The following is a 16710-nucleotide window of genomic DNA, read 5'->3' as shown; positions in this document are numbered from 1 at the left end:
TGGACGCGCTGGTCGGCGCGGCGATGGTGCTGCGCGCCGATGTGGTGCGCGAGGTCGGGCTGCTTGACGAGCAGTTCTTTATGTACGGCGAAGACCTGGACTGGTGCTATCGGATCAAGGCGTATGGCTGGCGGATCGTCTACTATCCGCGCGCGGTGATCCATCATCACAAGCGAGCGGCGTCGACCCGCCGCGCGATTCCGTCGATCCGCGCGTTTTACGACGCGATGCGCATCTTTCACCGCAAGCACTACGCCCGGCGCACGATCGCGCCGGTCAACTGGCTGATCGAAGCGGGCATCACGCTCAAAGAATGGTGGGCGCTCGGTCGGAACATGCTACGTCCGGCGGCGCAGCGGCACGTAGGATAGGAGCGGACGATGCGGGCGTATCCACGCTTTTGGCTGATCGTGAGCCTGATTGTAGCCGACGCGATCGGAGTTAATCTTGGCTTCCTCGGCTCGTACTGGCTGCTGTATCAGCGCGAGATCGCGCCGGTCTATCAGGAGCCGCGCTGGGAAGATGCGGCGCTGTTCCTGGTGCTGTTCAACATGGCTAGCGCGCTGATCTTTCTTGGCAACGGCCTCTACGTCTTCAAGCGCGGCGCGTCGCGGATCGACGAGGCGTACAAAATCTTTGTCGTCGGCACGATCGTGACGCTGGTCGCGAGCGTGATCGCCACGATCAGCGGCCTGCGCTTCACCACGCTGAACCTAATCTATGCCTGGCTGTTGACGACGGCGCTGGTGGTGCTGCTGCGCAATATCCATCGCTCGATGGTGTACTACCTGCGGACCAAAGGCTTCGACCGGGCGCGGACGCTGATCATCGGCTCCGGGCTGCCCGGGCAGATGATCGCGCAGATGATCCACGATGCGCCGCAGCTTGGCTACGACGCGCAGGGCTTCCTCTCGGACACCGAGCCGATTGGGACGATTCATCGCGGCGTGCCCGTGCTGGGCAGCCTGCAAGATATTCGGCGCGTGGTGCAGATCTGCCGGATCAGCGAGGTGTTGGTGGTGCTGTCGGGGATCGAGCAGCACGCCGTGCTGGATATGGTCGCGGCCTGCGAAGATCTGCCCGTCTCGATCAAGATCTACCCCGACACGTTCCAGATCATCACCAACAACGAGGTTTCGCTGGGCGATCTGGGCGGGCTGCCGCTGATGAGCATCAAAAGCTCGCCGCTGGATCGGGGCTGGAATCGCTTTCTCAAGCGGGCGCTGGATCTCACGGGCGCGATCTTCGGGCTGATCGTTTTATCGCCGCTGCTGCTGCTGATCGCGGTGCTGGTCAAGATCGACTCGCAGGGTCCGGCGTTCTTCATTCAAGATCGGGTCGGGATGAACGGCGATCCGTTTCCGATGATCAAGTTTCGCTCGATGCGCACCGACTCCGAGGCGCGCGGACCCGGCTGGACCACGCCCAACGATCCGCGTAAAACCCGGCTGGGCGAGTTCATCCGGCGCTTCTCGATCGACGAGCTGCCGCAGCTGATCAACGTGCTGCTCGGCGATATGAGTCTGGTCGGGCCGCGACCGGAGCAGCCCTATTTTGTGGAGCAGTTCCGGCAGCGCATCCCGCACTACATGCACCGGCACAAAGAGAAGGCGGGCATGACCGGCTGGGCGCAGGTCAACGGGCTGCGCGGCGATACATCGATCGAAGACCGCACGCGCTACGATCTCTACTACGTCGAGAACTGGTCGATCTTGTTCGATCTCAAGATTATCATCCGCCAGCTCGTGACGGTCTTTCGCAAGGGCAACAATGCGTACTAGCGCGCCGCCAGACCGGGGGTGTCCCCCACTCTACCTGCTCTCTCTCCGGGCGGCGACAGGCCGAGGGCGATTAGCATGACTTTGACGCGGCTGCTGGGATTTTGTCTGGCGCTGGTGCTGTTTGCGCGGCTGCTGCCGATGCTGGCCTGGCTCGGCGGCGAGCGCTGGCGACGCTCGATGCAGCGGCTGACGATCACCGTGGATGTCGCGGGTGGCTTCATTCTGCTGGCGATCGTGCTGAGCGTGCTGCTTCGGGGCGAGCCGCTGGGCGCGCTGCTGCTGGCGGTGATCGGGATTCCCGTTTTTATCGGCACCTATCGCGCGCTGCCGTCGTGGTGGCGCGGCTATAAAGACTAAGCCCGGCGTAACGACGATCAAGGAGGGGCGGCGCACGCTGCCGAGTTCTATGGATTTTTTGAATCTGACCATTGCCGACGCGCATCATTTGCTGACGCGGCGCGAAGTAAGCGCGGTGGAACTGACGCAGGCTGCGCTGGATCGGATCGTCGCCGTCGATAATACCGTCAAGGCGTTTCTGTCAATCGACGACGAGGGCGCGCTGGAGCAGGCGCGGGCGGCGGATCTGCGGATCGAGCACGGCAACGCCCGTCCGCTCACCGGCATTCCACTGGCGATCAAGGATGTGCTGTGTATGCGCGATACCGCGACGACCTGCGGCTCGAAGATGCTGGAGGATTGGGTCGCGCCCTACGATGCGACGGCGATCGTGAAGCTCAAGGCCGAGAGCGCCGTGCTGCTGGGCAAAGTCAACATGGACGAGTTCGCGATGGGCTCCTCCACCGAGAATAGCGCGTTCTTTGTGACGCGCAATCCGTGGGATGTCGAGCGCGTTCCCGGCGGCTCCTCCGGCGGCTCTGCCGTGGCGGTGGCGACAGGCGAGGCGCTCGGCAGCCTGGGCACTGATACCGGCGGCTCGATCCGGCAGCCGGCGGCGCTCTGCGGCGTCACCGGGCTGAAGCCGACGTATGGCCGCGTCTCGCGCTTTGGGCTGGTGGCGTTTGCCTCGTCGCTGGATCAGATCGGCCCATTTGGACGCACCGCCCGCGACTGTGCGCTGCTGCTTGAGGCGATCGCCGGAGCCGACATCAACGACTCGACCGCCGCGCGCGAGCCGGTGCCGCACTACGCGGGCCTGCTTGACGGCGACCTGCGCGGGCTGCGGGTGGGCGTGCCCAGGGAGTATTTTGTCGAGGGCATGGAGCCGGGCGTCGAGCAGGCGGTGCGCGCGGCGATCGATGTGCTCCGCGACCAGGGCGCGCAGATCGTCGAGGTTTCGCTGCCGCATACCAAGTACGCGGTGCCGGTCTATTACATCGTCGCGCCTGCCGAGGCGAGCGCCAACCTGGCCCGCTTCAACGGCGTGCGCTACGGCCTGCATATCGCGGGCGATAGTGTGTGGGACGAGATGGAGCTGACACGCGGCGCTGGCTTCGGCTCCGAGGTCCGGCGGCGGATCATGCTCGGCACCTACGCGCTCTCGGCGGGCTACTACGATGCCTACTACAAGCGGGCGCAGCAGGTGCGCACCCTGATTCGCCGCGACTTTCAGCGAGCGTTCGAGCAGGTGGATGTGCTGGCGGCGGCGACCACGCCGACAGTCGCGTTTCGCATCGGCGAGAAGACCGACGATCCGCTGGCGATGTATCTCAACGACGTGCTGACATTGCCTGCCAGCCTCGCGGGCGTGCCCGGCCTGACGCTGCCCTGCGGCATGTCGGACGGCCTGCCGGTCGGGCTTCAGTTGCTCGGTCGTCCCTTCGACGAGGGCACGCTGCTGCGCGTCGGCGATGCCTACCAGCGCGTCACCGATTGGCACACGCGCCGACCGGAGCTGGCGGTGAGCGAGACTGACGAGGCCGAGTAGAAGAAGAACCAAGAACCAAGAACCAGGGGACGAAGAACTCGAAACGCAGAACTCGAAACGTGGAGCTTGGCACATCTGCCCTGGGTGTGGGTCGATCGTGTCGCAGGTTGGATTCGTCGCGCGACGGGCATTACGGTATAATTCACCGATACTTGTAAGGCAAAACATTGGCATCCCAGGCACTTTATCGCAAATGGCGATCACAAACATTCGATGAGCTGGTCGGGCAGGAGCACGTCGTCCAGACGTTGCAAAATGCGATCCAGACCGGGCGGATCGGCCATGCCTATCTGTTCACCGGGCCGCGCGGCGTCGGCAAGACCACCATGGCGCGTCTGCTGGCGAAGGCGGTCAACTGCGAGGCGTCGCTTGAGCAGCGGCCCTGCGATCGGTGCTACTGGTGCCGCCTGGTTGTCGAGGGCGGCGCCGATGATGTGATCGAGATGGACGCGGCCAGCCATACCAGCGTTGATGATGCACGTTTGATTATCGAGCGGGTCCATACAAGACCAACGATCGGCTCGATGAAAGTGTACATTATCGACGAGGTTCACATGCTCAGCACGGCGGCGTTCAACGCGCTGCTCAAGACGCTGGAAGAGCCGCCCGCGCACGCGCTCTTCATCCTGGCGACGACCGAGTTCCACAAGGTGCCCGCGACGATCATCTCGCGCTGTCAGCGCTTCGTCTTTACGCGCCACGCGATTGCCAATATCATGGCGCATCTTGAGCATATTGCCCGCGAGGAAGGCATCACGCTGGAAGAGGGCGTGGCCGAGCGGATTGCCCGCGCGGCGACCGGCGCGATGCGCGACGCGATCAGCATTCTCGATCAACTGATCGCCGGGAGCGACGACACGATCGCGCTGGCGCAGGTGCATGGCCTGCTGGGCGCGACAGATACCGGCAAGGTTGGCGCGCTGGTCGATGCGCTGATCGAGGGCGATGTCCAGGCGGCGCTGCATGTGGTCAACGAGGTTGCCGACGACGGCGCGGATCTGCGCCAGTTTGCCCGCGATCTGGTCGAGCGGCTGCGCGGCCTGATGCTGCTCAGCGCCAGCGGCGATCACTCGGCGCTGGACGTGCCCGCCGAGACGTTGCAGGAGATGCAGCGCCAGGCATCCGAAACCACGATCGGCCAGCTGGTCGCCTGGCTCAAGCTTTTCTCGAATCTGGACTATCAGCTCAAGAACTCGCCCTACGGCCAGTTGCCGCTTGAGCTGGCGGTCGTCGAGGCGCTGGTCGCGCCCGCGCCGATGGTAGCGCAGCCCGGCCCGCGTCCAAGCGCGTCCAAGCCGGTCGCTCCTACGTCGAAGCGCACATCGCCCGCGCCATCGCGGCAGGCCGAGGCGGCCAACGGTCAGGCGCAAAGCGTGGAGACGCCAGCAGTTCACAGCGAGCCGCCGCAGGAGCGCCCGCAGCCGAAGCCGCCGGTCGAGGAGCTGCTGCCGCCGGTGCCTGAGGTCGCAGAGGTCGCGCCTGAGCCGGTCGTCGCTCCGGTTGCGAACGTGAGCGCCTCGCCGCAGCATGTGATCGAGGTGGTCGACGACGCGGCGTTTTTTCTGGAAGATGTCGAGGCGTGCTGGACACAGGTGGTCGAAGATATTCGCGCGCTCAATCGCCTGATCTACACCCAGCTCGACGGCGTTATGCCGATCAACGTCGAAGATCGGACGGTGGTGCTGCTGGCGCAAAAAGGCGATTGGCAAAAGAAAAAGCTGGAAGTCGATCGGACGCAGCGCTTGATTGAGCGCGAGCTGACACGCGCGCTCGGCGGTCAGTGCTTCATTCGCATTACGATCGACGAGCAGGAAGAGATGCCCGACATCAACAAGCAGATTCAGCATGTTCGCAAGGATGAGCTAGTGCGCAGCGCGATCAATATTTTCGATGCCACGATTATTGCTATCGATCAACCCGAATGAGCGCGGTGGCCGCTCAGAAAGAGGAGCTATTGCATGGATCGTAAAATGATGCAACAACTGCAACAGATGCAGACGAAGCTGATGAAGGCTCAGGAAGAGCTGGGCAATACCGAGGTCGAAGGCACGGCTGGCGGCGGTGCGGTCAAAGTGACGATGAACGGCCATCGCGAGCTGCGCAATCTGGTGATCGCTCCCGAAGCGGTCGATCCCGACGACGTGGAGACGCTGCAAGAGATGATCGTCGCGGCGTTCAACGATGCGACCAAGAAAGCCCAAGACCTGAGCGAGTCGAAGCTGGGCGGCCTGACCGGCGGGATGAAAATTCCGGGCCTGTTCTAAACGTCTGACGCAATCTGTGCAGTTCAAAGTTCAACGGTTCTATAACATTGGACTTTGAACTTATTTTTTTGAAAGGAACGCCTGTGCCTACGGGCATCGAACATCTTACCGTCGAGCCGATCGCGCGGCTGATCGAGGAATTCAACAAGCTGCCCGGCATCGGCCCGAAAACGGCGTCGCGGCTGACGTTCTACCTGCTGCGGGCGAATGCCGAGCAGGCGGCGGCGCTGGCTCAGGCGATCGTCGAGGTCAAGGAGAAGACGCTCTACTGCTCGCGCTGCTTCAACATCGCGATGACCGATCCCTGCGCGGTGTGCAGCAATGCCAACCGCGAACAGTCTGTTGTGTGTGTGGTGGAAGAGCCGCTGGATGTGCTGGCGCTGGAACGGACGGGCGAGTACAACGGTCTGTACCATGTGCTGCACGGCTCGATCTCGCCGGTGGAAGGCATCAACCCTGACGATCTGAAGATCCGCGAGCTGCTGGCACGGGTGCGCGTCGAGCCGATCGACGAGGTGATCATCGCCACCAACCCGACGACTGAGGGCCGCGCGACGCAGCACTACATCGCCCGCGAGCTGGTCCCGGCTGGCGTTAAAGTGACCGCGCTGGCGCAGGGCTTGCCCGTCGGCGGCGATCTGGAGTACGCCGACGAGGTGACGCTGGGACGGGCGCTGGAGAACCGGCGCGAGGTTTAGCTTGCCGGGGCGAAGGAGCCAAGAACTGAGAGCTGTCTTTCCGCCTGTGATTCTGCACGAGCAGGGTACGGCATCGCGATGGGTATCTTGCCCTCATGCAGATAAGTCCTCCTGGCTACTGTCCTATGCAAAGTAGTAGCGTTATAGTTTGCTGGATTGTCGGAGCGCCGAACGCTGGCGACATTCTAACAGGAGTAACGCATGAGCTTTGCTGGTATTCTACATGAGGCGCTTGAACAGGTTCGCGGTGCGCAGTTCGCGGGAGTGGTAAGCGCCGATGGACTCGGCGTGGACGCGGTGACAATGGGCACGGCGTGTGATCCGGCGGTAGCTGAGCTGGAGCTAGGCGAGGTGGCGGCGGCGCTCAACGGCGCGGCACAGCGCTTGAGCAGCGGCTCGGTTCGTGATTTCTTGATCGAGGCCGAGCGGATGACGTATGTCGCCTCGCAGGTCATGCCGGGCTACTACGCCGTGATCGCGATCGATCCTGATACGCATCTTGGCCGGGCGCGCTTCGCCGCCAGGCAGATGGCGCAGCGCTTACAGCACGAGCTATAAACATACCGTTTTCGATACGACAAAAGGGCACGTCGAGGCGATCGACATGCCCTTTTTGGTGCGTTGGGATTGGCCTAGCCCTGGCCGCTCATCTTGCGACGCAGCGCGGCCATCTCCTGATCAAGCTCCTGGTCGGCCTCAAGGTCTTGAAAGCGCGTCTCCAGGCTACCCTGCTCCAGCTTCGCCATCGCGTCGGCGTGCGCAAGCTGATCGTCGACCCGCGACTCAAGCTGATCCATTTTGTCGAGCGCGTTGGTGCTGCTGATGCCGCGAATGGTGCGCTGGATCGTCTCCTGGGTTTCGGCCCGGTTGCGCTTGGCGATCAACAGATCGCGGCGTGCCTTGGCCTCTGCGATGCGCGCCTCAAGCTTGACGAGCGCGTTCTGCATCTCCTCAACCTGTTGGTCCTGTGCCTCGTACTGCTGCTTGTAGTTGTCGGCCAGCTTTTGAGCCTGGAGCTTGCGCGCTAGCGCCTGCCGCGCCAGTTCCTCGTCGCTGGCGCGCATCGCCACCTCGGCCTTGGTCTGCCACTGATCGGACTCGGCCTGAAACTGCACCATCTTATTGTGCAGCTTCGTCTCGTCAGCCATCGCGGCGGCGACGTGGGTCTTGGTTTCGTATAGATGCTCGTTGAGATCGCGCAAATACTGGTTGACCATTTTCTCAGGATCTTCCGCGCGGTCGAGCAAATCATTCAGATTCGCGCTGACGAGGTCACGAACACGACTTAGAAACGCCATGATGAATTCCTCCTTAAGATCTCGACGCCGATTATAGTTGCCACGTCAAATTACGCGCAATTCTCTAAGAAGGTTACAGCTTAGAGCGGGCGTTTGGACGGTATCCCGACCCGCCTGGGATACTGTGGTGGTGTTGGTTGCAGCTTGCGTACCACGACTAGCGTGCGCGTCTCGAGCTGCGGCAACTGGATGGGGATGGTCTGCGCGATCTGCCCGCCGAGCAGCTCGATCGCACGCTGCGCCGCCGCCGCCTCATCGGGGCCTGCTGCGCTCTTGGGCGCGACGAAGATGCCGCCAATGCGACACAGCGGAAGCGCGTACTCGGCAAGCACGCTGAGCGTCGCCACGGCTCGCGCGGTGACAGCCGCGAACTGCTCGCGATAGCGTGGATTATGGCCCAGCTCCTCGGCCCGCGCCGTACAGATCTCGACATCGCTCAGCTCAAGCAGGTCGACCATATGACGCAAAAAGTCGGTTTTCTTGCCGATGCTCTCCACGAGTGCAAGACGCATCTCCGGCCACAGCAGCTTAAGCGGCAATCCAGGGAAGCCAGCGCCCGTGCCAATATCGATCAGCGATGCGGGCGGCTCCTGCTGCCAGACCTGTGCCAGCGCCAGCGAGTCAAGGAAGTGCCGGATACCGATCTCGCGCGGATCGGTGATCGTCGTGAGGTTGGTGCGCTCATTCCAGCGGATCAGCTCGGCGGCGTAGCGCTCGAACTGGGCAAGCTGCGCCTCTGAGAGCGTAAGGCCCCACTCATGCGTGGTTGTCTGCAGCAGTTCGCGTAGGATCATGGGGTGATGCTTCTCGATACAGGCCGCGCTGCTCGATATACTGAGAAACTGCGGCTGGTAGATGGTAGCGTACGGGACGGCCCGCGCGCAATCGCTGGCGCACCTCCGATGCCGAGATGTCGAGCGCCGGTCCGGGGACGAGCACCGTTCGCTCACGGGCCAGCGGTAGCGCCTCAAAGAGCGCCTGCGGATCGAAGATGTAGCCTGGCCGCTCGACGATCGCAATTCGGCAGAGGTGCAGAAGCCGCTCGACCTGGAACCACTGCGGCAGGGTTGCGGCAGCATCCACTCCGACGATAAAGAAAAGCTCGGCCTTTGGATATTCCGCGCCAATCTGGGCGACTGTCTCGACGCTGTACGAGAGGCCGCCACGACGGATCTCGATGTCCGCGACGGCAAAGGCCGGATTGTCGGCTACGGCCAGCCGCGTCATCTCCAGACGGTCGGGCGCGGAGGCCGTGTGCTGGTACGATTTGAGCGGCTGCTGGGCGGCTGGCACGAAGAGCACGCGGTCGGCATTTAACGCAAAGCGGACATCCTCGGCGATTGCCAGATGCCCGATATGGATTGGGTCGAATGTGCCACCTAGGAGTGCGATTCGCGCCAACATACGTCGATTATAGCAGAAGGCGTAGGAATCTGTTCCCACGCCTTTGTGCCACCCAGGAGTGCGATTCGCGCCAACATACGTCGATTATAGCAGAAGGCGTAGGAATCTGTTCCCACGCCTTCGGCATCGCTCTTCTAGCGCCGTCGCCGACGCTGCATTTCGATCTTCAAACCTTCCTGAAACAGATCCCAGACGAGCCACGCTACCGAGCGCTGGTCTTCTACTGTCAGGTCTTCGATATACGGCGCGACAAGCTCTGCAATATCTTGCTTGCTCAGACCATACACTTTGCGCTCAAGCCTGCCGTAGAGCTGTGTTGCAAGGAGATCGGCCAGCTCACGAATATCAAGCTCCGGCAGGCTACCATCATCACTAAAGTATGTGCCGCGCACAAATCACCTGGAGCGGCTGCGATCACCGATCGTACTGGGTTGGCCGCACGCCCTGCTGCTGCGAGGGAACCGGAACCCGATTCGTGCTGGTGTTGCTGTTGGGTAGCAGCGATGTGTCGGTGAGCGCCTCGCCGATATAATCAAGGTAGCCTTTGATCTGCTCGTTATCTTCCAGCGAGTTGAACGGGATCGTCGCGCCGGAAACCGTCTTGACGCTGGTGGCGATCTCTTTCATGGTGCTGTCGATGCCACGGACGAGGCCGCGCATCACGCTGGCAAGCTCCTCGCGCTCCTGCACTGTCAGGTTGGCAAAGCCGATCAGCGCTTTCTCCTGGGCGCGCAGCAGCGTGTTGCGCAGGATCGCGATGTCGGCCTGGGTTTGCAGCTCGTAGCGCTTGACGAGATGCGCCTGCCGCACCTGCTCGACAAGCTCATCGCTGGTGACGGGCGTCCACAGCAGCGCGGGGATGATCACAAAGCCGATGATGCCGATCATCACCTGGGGCAGCACGTAGCCACTTTCCCGCACAACATCTTGGGCCTGCCACCACGCATTTTGAATTGTGAACGAGTAATAGAGCAAGAACATAGCGGCGACCATGATCACGGTGTAGCCCCAGGTGCGCGCGTTAATCTTCTGTAACAGCATCCCGGCTGGCGACCAGGGGATTAAGAAGGAAACCAGCGACGGGGGCGCAAGCACCATGATTGCGGTAAAGGCAACCGCAACCGGCTTATTGGACGTAAGCTGGCTCTGAACGCCCCACCAATAAGCGGCTGAGCCAGCCATCGAGATAACAGCTAGGATGGCAAGCCCAGTCTTCGCTGTGAATTGAAAATTACTGCGCCGACGCTGGCCTCGAACCATGTCTAGATAGCGGCTGCTCATACTGGCGTACTCCTTATTGCAACATAGGAAGCTACATTGCCGATGTTCAAAAGTTATCTAGGACGAATATCGTCCGTTTTATAGACAAATGCCTCGATCCACTCGCCGCCGCCCGCGCGTTTGATGCGCTCGACGACCGCGGCTGGCAAGGTAATACCAAAGCTCTGGTTGACCTGATAGGGCACTTCAACCGCCTCAACCTCTTGTCCGCGAAAGCGGAAGGTCGCCTGTACCGGGAAATCGCCCTGGATCTCGCCGAGCTTGACCGGCTGCCCGAAGACCGGGTCGTACCACCAAAGGAGCTGCTTGCTGGGCGTGGTGTAAGTTTGGACGCCCTCAAGCGGCGCGCGATTGACCTGCACGTAGCGCCAGCGCTCGGCAGCGCCAGGAAATTGGACGCTGGTAAACTCGGGGTTGACGGTAGGGCTAGGTAGTGGTTCCGAGGGTGGCGGCGAGCTTTCCGGTGCTGCCGGTTCGGCAGGGTTCTCAGCTGGTGCTTCGCTTGCGACAGGTGCCTCACTTGGGGCGGGCGAGTCGAAGACCTGTGATGGGTTTCCAGTATCCGTGCCTGCGCCTGCATTCGGAGCAGCCGAGCCCTCAGGCGCTTGACCCGGTAATCCCGCCGTTGCGGTCGGCAACTGCTGCCCAACGGTCTTACCGGCATCAAGTTTCAACGCATTTCCACAGCCACTCAGGCCAAGAGTGGCGCAAAGCAGCGCGACAACGGCTGTGTGTTTGCGTTGCACTAGGAAACCTCGAATATATACTGAGAGATAACCATCATGACTATCCATTTTATACAATTCTATCAGCCCATAGGCCCAAGCCATAGGTCTAGAAGTCAATTTACGACAAGTCCTAATATAGATCAGGACTAAAAGTTATACTACAACCACACCGTTAAAAGTTGCAAATTGCCCACCACAGGTAGCACGTTGGCTACTGCACGCGAGCAAGTATTGTACCTTAATATTGTTGTTATTGTCAAGTTGAAACCTGACAACTTTTAGCCCTTTAGAAAGCCTTATTCGACATTATAGACGTGTTGCGGCGAATATGCAATAGGCAGGTACGATGCGGGGTAGTAGGTATAGTACATCTGTTCTACAGCGTGTTTGTGTATTATATCATAGTTGGCCGGTATGTGAAGCCCTTGATTGCCTGTCTCTGACGGAGATTCCGAGAAAAACGCTGCTTCAAGAATCCCAATAACTACGGTATCGGTGCTGGGCTACGACAAATCCTAATAGCTATCAAGACCGAAGGATATTAAGATCTTCTAAACATTGGGTATAGTGCTACGGGGCCACACGTGTGCCGAACCTCCGCTGCATCCCATAACCTGCCCGAACACGTATAATTTCGGGAAAGACTGTAGCAATATCTCACTAAAGCAGGCTGTCTCATGCCCAACATCGCACCGCTGATCGTTCAAAGTGATTTTTCGATCCTTGCCGATATTCACACCCCCGAATACGAGGCAGTTCGTCCGCAGCTTGCGCGCTTCGCCGAGCTGGAGCGCTCGCCTGAGCATATCCATTTTTACCGGATCACGCCGCTCTCGCTGTGGAACGCGGCGGCGGCGGGCATGCGCGTTGAGGATATTCTCGATGTGCTAAGCCGCTACAGCCGGTTTGAGCTACCGGCGAATCTGGTGCGGGATATTATCGAGTATGTGGGTCGGTACGGCAGGCTGCGGCTGATCAGTGAGCACGAGAATCTGCTGCTGTGCTCCGACGATATTGCGCTGCTTGATCGGGTCTGCGCCGACGAGCGCTGCCAGCCGTTCTTGCGCGGGCGGCTCACGCCACGGGCTGTGGTCGTTGATCTGGGCGCGCGCGGCGAGCTGAAGCAGGCATTGGTCGAGCTGGGCTACCCGCCGGAAGATCTGGCCGGCTACAGCAGCGGCACGCCGCTTGAGGTCGAGCTCCGTCCGATCACGGCTCGCGGCATGCCCTTCGATCTGCGCGACTACCAGTACGAAGCTATTGATTCGTTCTACATGAACGGCTCGGAGCACGGCGGAAGCGGGGTGGTCGTCCTGCCGTGCGGTGCTGGTAAGACGGTGGTCGGCATCGGCGTGCTGAGGGCGGCGCGCACACACACGCTGATTCTGACGCCCAGCACGATCGCCGCGCGCCAGTGGATTACCGAGATCCTGGATAAAACGACGCTTGGCCTGGATGAGGTAGGCGAATACTCAAGCGAGCGCAAAGAGTTGAAGCCGGTTACGGTCGCAACCTATCAGATGCTCACCTATCGACCGATGGCGGTCAACCAGGAGACTGGCGAGATCGGCGAGTTTCCGCATATGCGCGTGTTCAACGAGCGCGACTGGGGCCTGCTGATCTACGATGAGGTCCACCTGTTGCCCGCGCCGGTCTTCCGCGCCACCGCCGAGCTACAGGCCCGCCGTCGCCTGGGCCTGACCGCAACGCTGGTGCGTGAGGATGGCCGGGAGCGCGATGTGTTCAGCCTGATCGGTCCCAAGAAGTACGATCTGCCCTGGCGCGATCTGGAGCAAAGCGGCTGGATCGCGCAGGCGGAGTGCATCGAGGTGCGCATCGACATGGACGACGACCGGCGGATGGAGGCTGCGCTGGCCGACAATCGGCAGGATGCCTACCGGATCGCGGCGGAGAATCCGGCCAAGCTGCCGGTGCTCGAAGCGCTGGCCCAACGTCATCGCGAAGATCATGTGCTGGTGATCGGCCAGTACATCGAGCAGCTTCAGGCGATTGCACGGCGGCTGGAGGCTCCGCTGCTGACGGGCCGCACGCCAACCATCGAGCGCGAGCGGCTGTATGCCGCCTTCAAGCAAGGCGCGATCCCGCTGCTGGTCGTGTCGAAGATCGCGAACTTCGCCGTGGATCTGCCCGATGCCAACATTGCGATCCAGGTATCGGGAACCTTTGGATCGCGGCAGGAGGAGGCGCAGCGCCTGGGTCGGATTCTGCGTCCCAAAGCCGATGGACGCGGCGCGCGGTTTTATACGCTCGTCACCCGCGACTCCCGCGATCAGGAGTTTTCGGCGAAGCGCCAGTTGTTTCTAGCCGAACAAGGCTATCGCTACTCGATCGTCGACGCTCACGAGATCCTCTAGCTTAGAATCAAACAACCTTTTCGGGAAAGCGTTCACAGGGTACTGTAGGCGAGGGAAATGTTTGGGGCCAACCCAACAGCCCCGGCCTGGCGGCGCTCTAGCGAATCCTCAAACTTCACGGCACCGGCACCCGGCTCCTGTCATGGGAGTCGGTTTTTTTGTTGTGGTATAATCCCGCCTTTTGAAAAGGAATGGTCGTTGCCTGCGGTGGTGCATATTGTTGGCATACTGTTTGCAATGGACCGGTGGGCTGCAAAGAAGTAGCCTATCACCTCATTGGATGCTGGTACGAGCGCAGTGGAGCGCTGTTCGTACAGCAGACATAGCCATGTGATAGGAGCTATGGCAACACAACATAATCAAAGCTATCCGGGTGTATCTCGGCTGAGCCAGCTCTGGTTAGCGCAGATACGTGACCACTGGATGTACCGCGAAGCTGAGAAGCGCGACCTCCGCCTCGATTTTCTCCGTGGTCTGTGCATCTTTATCATGGTGGTCGATCATATCGGCGGGTACTCGCCGCTGCGGATACTGACCGGCGGCAATCTCTTTTTTGTCTCCGCCGCCGAAGGATTCGTCTTTATCTCCGGGCTGCTGCTCGGCACGATCTATCGTCGCATCATTGAGCGCGAGGGCTTTCGGGCGGCGCTGCTCAAAGCGCTGCGCCGCGCGCGCACGCTGTATATCCTGACGTTCGTGCTCACCTTTATGCTGGCCTATGTTACGTGGTGGATCGGCGCTCCGTGGACGCCCGCCGAAGAGATTGCCAATCCGCTGCGCTTCGCGCTCGATGTGCTAACGGTGCGGGATTCGTATCTCTTCACCGATATTTTGATGCTGTACACGCTGCTGATCATCGGCGCTCCCGTGGCGCTGTGGCTGCTGGAGCGCGGCTGGACCTGGGCGCTGCTGTTGGGATCGTGGGCGCTGTGGCTGCTGTATCAGGTTTCGCCCTACGATGCGAGCCAGCCACTACCGACGATCCACTCGTTTCATCCGGCGGCCTGGCAGATCTTCTTCGTCCACGCGATGGCGCTCGGCTATCACCGGCAGCGCGTTGCGCGCTGGTTCCACCGCGTGCGGCATGGGCCGCTCCTGGCCTGGCTGGGGCTGTTCTTTGTGCTGCTCGTTGCGGTCTATTACACGCAGGGAGCGCTCTTGAGGCCGCTCATCGGCGGCGATGTCGCCGCGTTCATGCAGGCCACGTTCCTCAAAAACCCGGTGCGCGTCGGGCGGCTCGTGGCGGCGCTGATCGTGTTTCCGCTGGCGTACCTGACCGTGACCTACTGCTGGCTGCCGCTACGCAGGGCGCTCGGCTGGCTGCTGCTGCCGCTCGGCCAGAACTCGCTCTACAGCTACACGATGCATCTGCCGATCATTGTGCTGTGGGTCATGCTGTTTGCCTACCTTCCCGGCACGACTGCTGCTCAGCAGATGATCAACGGCGCGATCCAGTTGGCGGCGGTGCTGGCGCTCTGGGTGATGATTCGCGGGCGCTTTTTGTTCGGGATTGTGCCGCGCTAGGGCAGGAGCCTAATGCAGCGTAGTGGACGCTTTATTGGTGTCCACTATGCTGTATTTAAGTCGTTTGACAGATGGAGAAGGCTGCAATACCATGCGATAAATGTTAATAATCCAGTAAGGAGCATCGTCCAATGCAACGTCTCGCCATTGCGTTCTGCCTGCTTGCCGTCTTCTTTCCGATTGCTCTAGGGAATGCTGCCGCGAAGACCCCCGGAAGACTGGATCTTGAAACGTTCATCGACGATGTTGTGAATGAGCGCATATCACCCGATGAGGTAAATAGAATCTCGGCATCGCTTACTCCCGCGCAAAGAGAGCAAGCCTGGCAGTATTTTTATGCCAAAGCCAGGACTGCCGGACATACCCCGGAACAAAAAGAGGCCCTCATGCGGAAAACGATAGAAGAGGAAAGGGCCGCGTTTCCCCCACAGGAGTCTATTGCTCCCAGCGGCAACGCCTCGATTCAGGCGTGCGATCCTGGCGCTGCACCTGATTGCTGGCGGCAAATGGTTGAAGAAGCGGCTGCGCCAGGCGGGGGCAGCGGTTCGCAGGGCTACTACACGACGGTTGATCGATGTGATCAACGCGACGATACTGACTACGTCTTTGTCTTCTGGTACGACGCATCTAATCCAGATAGCCTGAGGTGGTACAGCACGTCCAGCCAGGTAGCCTGGGCGCTTGGCGACCTCAACGGCTATGGTCTGAGCAATACTGAGGTTCGTCTTTGCGTAGGCGATAATAGTGTCTGGTGGGCTGGTGGCGCTGACTGGATCAAGCAGACGATCTATGTCAAGCGGCAATAAACCGGGTAATCATTGATGAGCAATCGAAACCAATAACTTCTGACACAGAATGTCAGGGTTATTGGTTTCCATACCTCGGAAAAATATGAAAAAGATAACACTCATATACATACCGGCATTGATTGCATGTGTACTGCTAGTATTTGGTAGCTATACGATTGTGTCGTGGGCGATAAAGACCTATACGATATTGGACGAGGAGAACAGGGTTTCAGATATATCTATCGTTTCCAATAATCCCTCTCCCCGTTATATTGCTAAGATGTTAATGATTCAGAATTTGGATGAATTAAAGCAAAGAAAATATGTCTGTGCCATAGATGATTATATCCTACATGATATTACTATAGAAAAAGAGTATGATAAGCATTTTATCTTTTCTGTTCACTACTCCGTGATGACCAAAGATCCTGAAACCTGTTGGAAAAATGCGCGGAACCACATCGAGCATAATGGGACGTTTACGATCAAAAGTAAATTTTGGGTGAATAAGCTGGGGAATAAGTATTCTCTCAGTAGCAAGATAGAGTGATTTGTGACAAAGCTTGTATCCGCCTGACCTCCACTGAATGTTGTCAAATGACCAGACAGGAGTCGATCAGATGATCGACTCCTGGTTGCTGTTCGCGCTGCTTCCCGGTACAATATGTCGACGAAACGCTCTGC

18 protein-coding genes are annotated in these 16710 nt (G+C 60.0%); 12 read left to right on the top strand and 6 right to left on the bottom strand.

Going from position 1 to position 16710, the window contains the following annotated elements; translation table 11 throughout:
* The 8 genes from VFZ66_17090 to VFZ66_17055 all read left to right on the top strand — a co-directional run.
* Positions 1 to 371: glycosyltransferase family 2 protein (locus VFZ66_17090; GenBank protein ID HEX6290903.1), on the top strand; the 371-nt coding region annotated here is incomplete at its 5' end.
* 9 nt (positions 372 to 380) lie between these two features.
* Positions 381 to 1781 carry an undecaprenyl-phosphate glucose phosphotransferase gene (locus VFZ66_17085; protein HEX6290902.1) on the top strand — a complete coding sequence of 467 codons (1401 nt, stop codon included), beginning with the start codon at positions 381 to 383 and terminating at the stop codon, positions 1779 to 1781.
* Positions 1782 to 1856: 75 nt separating this feature from the next.
* Positions 1857 to 2138 carry a hypothetical protein gene (locus VFZ66_17080; GenBank protein HEX6290901.1) on the top strand — a complete coding sequence of 94 codons (282 nt, stop codon included), beginning with the start codon at positions 1857 to 1859 and terminating at the stop codon, positions 2136 to 2138.
* 49 nt (positions 2139 to 2187) lie between these two features.
* Positions 2188 to 3666, top strand: coding sequence for an Asp-tRNA(Asn)/Glu-tRNA(Gln) amidotransferase subunit GatA (gene gatA, locus VFZ66_17075; GenBank protein HEX6290900.1), 1479 nt, complete (start codon positions 2188 to 2190; stop codon positions 3664 to 3666).
* Between the two features lie 167 nt (positions 3667 to 3833).
* Entirely contained in the window at positions 3834 to 5591 is a 1758-nt protein-coding gene (gene dnaX, locus VFZ66_17070; GenBank protein ID HEX6290899.1) for a DNA polymerase III subunit gamma/tau, read from the top strand.
* 33 nt (positions 5592 to 5624) lie between these two features.
* On the top strand, positions 5625 to 5930 hold the full coding sequence (locus VFZ66_17065; protein HEX6290898.1) for a YbaB/EbfC family nucleoid-associated protein: 306 nt from the start codon (positions 5625 to 5627) through the stop codon (positions 5928 to 5930).
* An 83-nt stretch (positions 5931 to 6013) separates the two neighbouring features.
* On the top strand, positions 6014 to 6628 hold the full coding sequence (gene recR / locus VFZ66_17060) for a recombination mediator RecR (protein ID HEX6290897.1): 615 nt from the start codon (positions 6014 to 6016) through the stop codon (positions 6626 to 6628).
* Between the two features lie 201 nt (positions 6629 to 6829).
* Positions 6830 to 7186: a hypothetical protein gene (locus tag VFZ66_17055; protein HEX6290896.1), complete on the top strand. Its 357-nt coding sequence runs from the start codon at positions 6830 to 6832 to the stop codon at positions 7184 to 7186.
* A gap of 74 nt (positions 7187 to 7260) precedes the next feature.
* On the opposite strand, the gene VFZ66_17050 is transcribed toward VFZ66_17055, so the two are convergent.
* The 6 genes from VFZ66_17050 to VFZ66_17025 all read right to left on the bottom strand — a co-directional run bounded on the left by VFZ66_17050 (position 7261) and on the right by VFZ66_17025 (position 11285).
* Positions 7261 to 7926 carry a PspA/IM30 family protein gene (locus VFZ66_17050; GenBank protein HEX6290895.1) on the bottom strand — a complete coding sequence of 222 codons (666 nt, stop codon included), beginning with the start codon at positions 7924 to 7926 and terminating at the stop codon, positions 7261 to 7263.
* 80 nt (positions 7927 to 8006) lie between these two features.
* The gene (gene rsmG / locus VFZ66_17045; protein HEX6290894.1) at positions 8007 to 8720 is read right to left on the bottom strand and encodes a 16S rRNA (guanine(527)-N(7))-methyltransferase RsmG; all 714 of its coding nucleotides are present in this window, start codon (positions 8718 to 8720) and stop codon (positions 8007 to 8009) included.
* Positions 8683 to 9330 (bottom strand): nicotinate-nucleotide adenylyltransferase, encoded by a 648-nt coding sequence (gene nadD / locus VFZ66_17040; GenBank protein ID HEX6290893.1) that lies wholly within the window; start codon positions 9328 to 9330, stop codon positions 8683 to 8685. The genes rsmG and nadD overlap by 38 nt, the downstream gene beginning before the upstream one ends.
* Before the next feature lie 134 nt (positions 9331 to 9464).
* Positions 9465 to 9722 carry a hypothetical protein gene (locus tag VFZ66_17035; protein HEX6290892.1) on the bottom strand — a complete coding sequence of 86 codons (258 nt, stop codon included), beginning with the start codon at positions 9720 to 9722 and terminating at the stop codon, positions 9465 to 9467.
* A gap of 22 nt (positions 9723 to 9744) precedes the next feature.
* The gene (locus tag VFZ66_17030) at positions 9745 to 10512 is read right to left on the bottom strand and encodes a hypothetical protein (GenBank protein ID HEX6290891.1); all 768 of its coding nucleotides are present in this window, start codon (positions 10510 to 10512) and stop codon (positions 9745 to 9747) included.
* Positions 10513 to 10664: 152 nt separating this feature from the next.
* On the bottom strand, positions 10665 to 11285 hold the full coding sequence (locus tag VFZ66_17025) for a hypothetical protein (protein ID HEX6290890.1): 621 nt from the start codon (positions 11283 to 11285) through the stop codon (positions 10665 to 10667).
* A 731-nt stretch (positions 11286 to 12016) separates the two neighbouring features.
* Here VFZ66_17025 and VFZ66_17020 point away from each other — a divergent pair.
* From VFZ66_17020 to VFZ66_17005, 4 genes are all read left to right on the top strand, one after another.
* Positions 12017 to 13714 (top strand): DNA repair helicase XPB, encoded by a 1698-nt coding sequence (locus VFZ66_17020; GenBank protein HEX6290889.1) that lies wholly within the window; start codon positions 12017 to 12019, stop codon positions 13712 to 13714.
* Between the two features lie 342 nt (positions 13715 to 14056).
* On the top strand, positions 14057 to 15238 hold the full coding sequence (opgC, locus tag VFZ66_17015) for an OpgC domain-containing protein (GenBank protein HEX6290888.1): 1182 nt from the start codon (positions 14057 to 14059) through the stop codon (positions 15236 to 15238).
* A 131-nt stretch (positions 15239 to 15369) separates the two neighbouring features.
* Complete coding sequence (locus VFZ66_17010; protein ID HEX6290887.1) at positions 15370 to 16044, top strand: hypothetical protein; 675 nt, start codon at positions 15370 to 15372, stop codon at positions 16042 to 16044.
* Positions 16045 to 16129: 85 nt separating this feature from the next.
* A complete protein-coding gene (locus VFZ66_17005; protein HEX6290886.1) occupies positions 16130 to 16576 on the top strand; it encodes a hypothetical protein in 447 nt (148 codons plus the stop codon).
* The last annotated feature ends 134 nt before the right edge of the window (positions 16577 to 16710 follow it).

The organism is Herpetosiphonaceae bacterium (assembly GCA_036374795.1).
GTDB lineage: Bacteria > Chloroflexota > Chloroflexia > Chloroflexales > Kallotenuaceae > LB3-1.
Note: the sequence above shows the minus strand (reverse complement) of the source record. Positions and strands in the feature narration are given on the sequence as shown.

Bases quoted from the DNA above. Each gene is read 5' to 3' on its own strand.
- VFZ66_17050 (HEX6290895.1), bottom strand. From the start codon at position 7,926: ATGGCGTTTCTAAGTCGTGTTCGTGACCTCGTCAGCGCGAATCTGAAT.
- VFZ66_17020 (HEX6290889.1), top strand. From the start codon at position 12,017: ATGCCCAACATCGCACCGCTGATCGTTCAAAGTGATTTTTCGATCCTT.
- rsmG (HEX6290894.1), bottom strand. From the start codon at position 8,720: ATGATCCTACGCGAACTGCTGCAGACAACCACGCATGAGTGGGGCCTT.
- opgC (HEX6290888.1), top strand. From the start codon at position 14,057: ATGGCAACACAACATAATCAAAGCTATCCGGGTGTATCTCGGCTGAGC.
- VFZ66_17005 (HEX6290886.1), top strand. From the start codon at position 16,130: ATGAAAAAGATAACACTCATATACATACCGGCATTGATTGCATGTGTA.
- nadD (HEX6290893.1), bottom strand. From the start codon at position 9,330: ATGTTGGCGCGAATCGCACTCCTAGGTGGCACATTCGACCCAATCCAT.
- gatA (HEX6290900.1), top strand. From the start codon at position 2,188: ATGGATTTTTTGAATCTGACCATTGCCGACGCGCATCATTTGCTGACG.
- VFZ66_17030 (HEX6290891.1), bottom strand. From the start codon at position 10,512: ATGGCTGGCTCAGCCGCTTATTGGTGGGGCGTTCAGAGCCAGCTTACG.
- VFZ66_17080 (HEX6290901.1), top strand. From the start codon at position 1,857: ATGACTTTGACGCGGCTGCTGGGATTTTGTCTGGCGCTGGTGCTGTTT.
- VFZ66_17085 (HEX6290902.1), top strand. From the start codon at position 381: ATGCGGGCGTATCCACGCTTTTGGCTGATCGTGAGCCTGATTGTAGCC.
- VFZ66_17065 (HEX6290898.1), top strand. From the start codon at position 5,625: ATGGATCGTAAAATGATGCAACAACTGCAACAGATGCAGACGAAGCTG.
- VFZ66_17010 (HEX6290887.1), top strand. From the start codon at position 15,370: ATGCAACGTCTCGCCATTGCGTTCTGCCTGCTTGCCGTCTTCTTTCCG.
- VFZ66_17055 (HEX6290896.1), top strand. From the start codon at position 6,830: ATGAGCTTTGCTGGTATTCTACATGAGGCGCTTGAACAGGTTCGCGGT.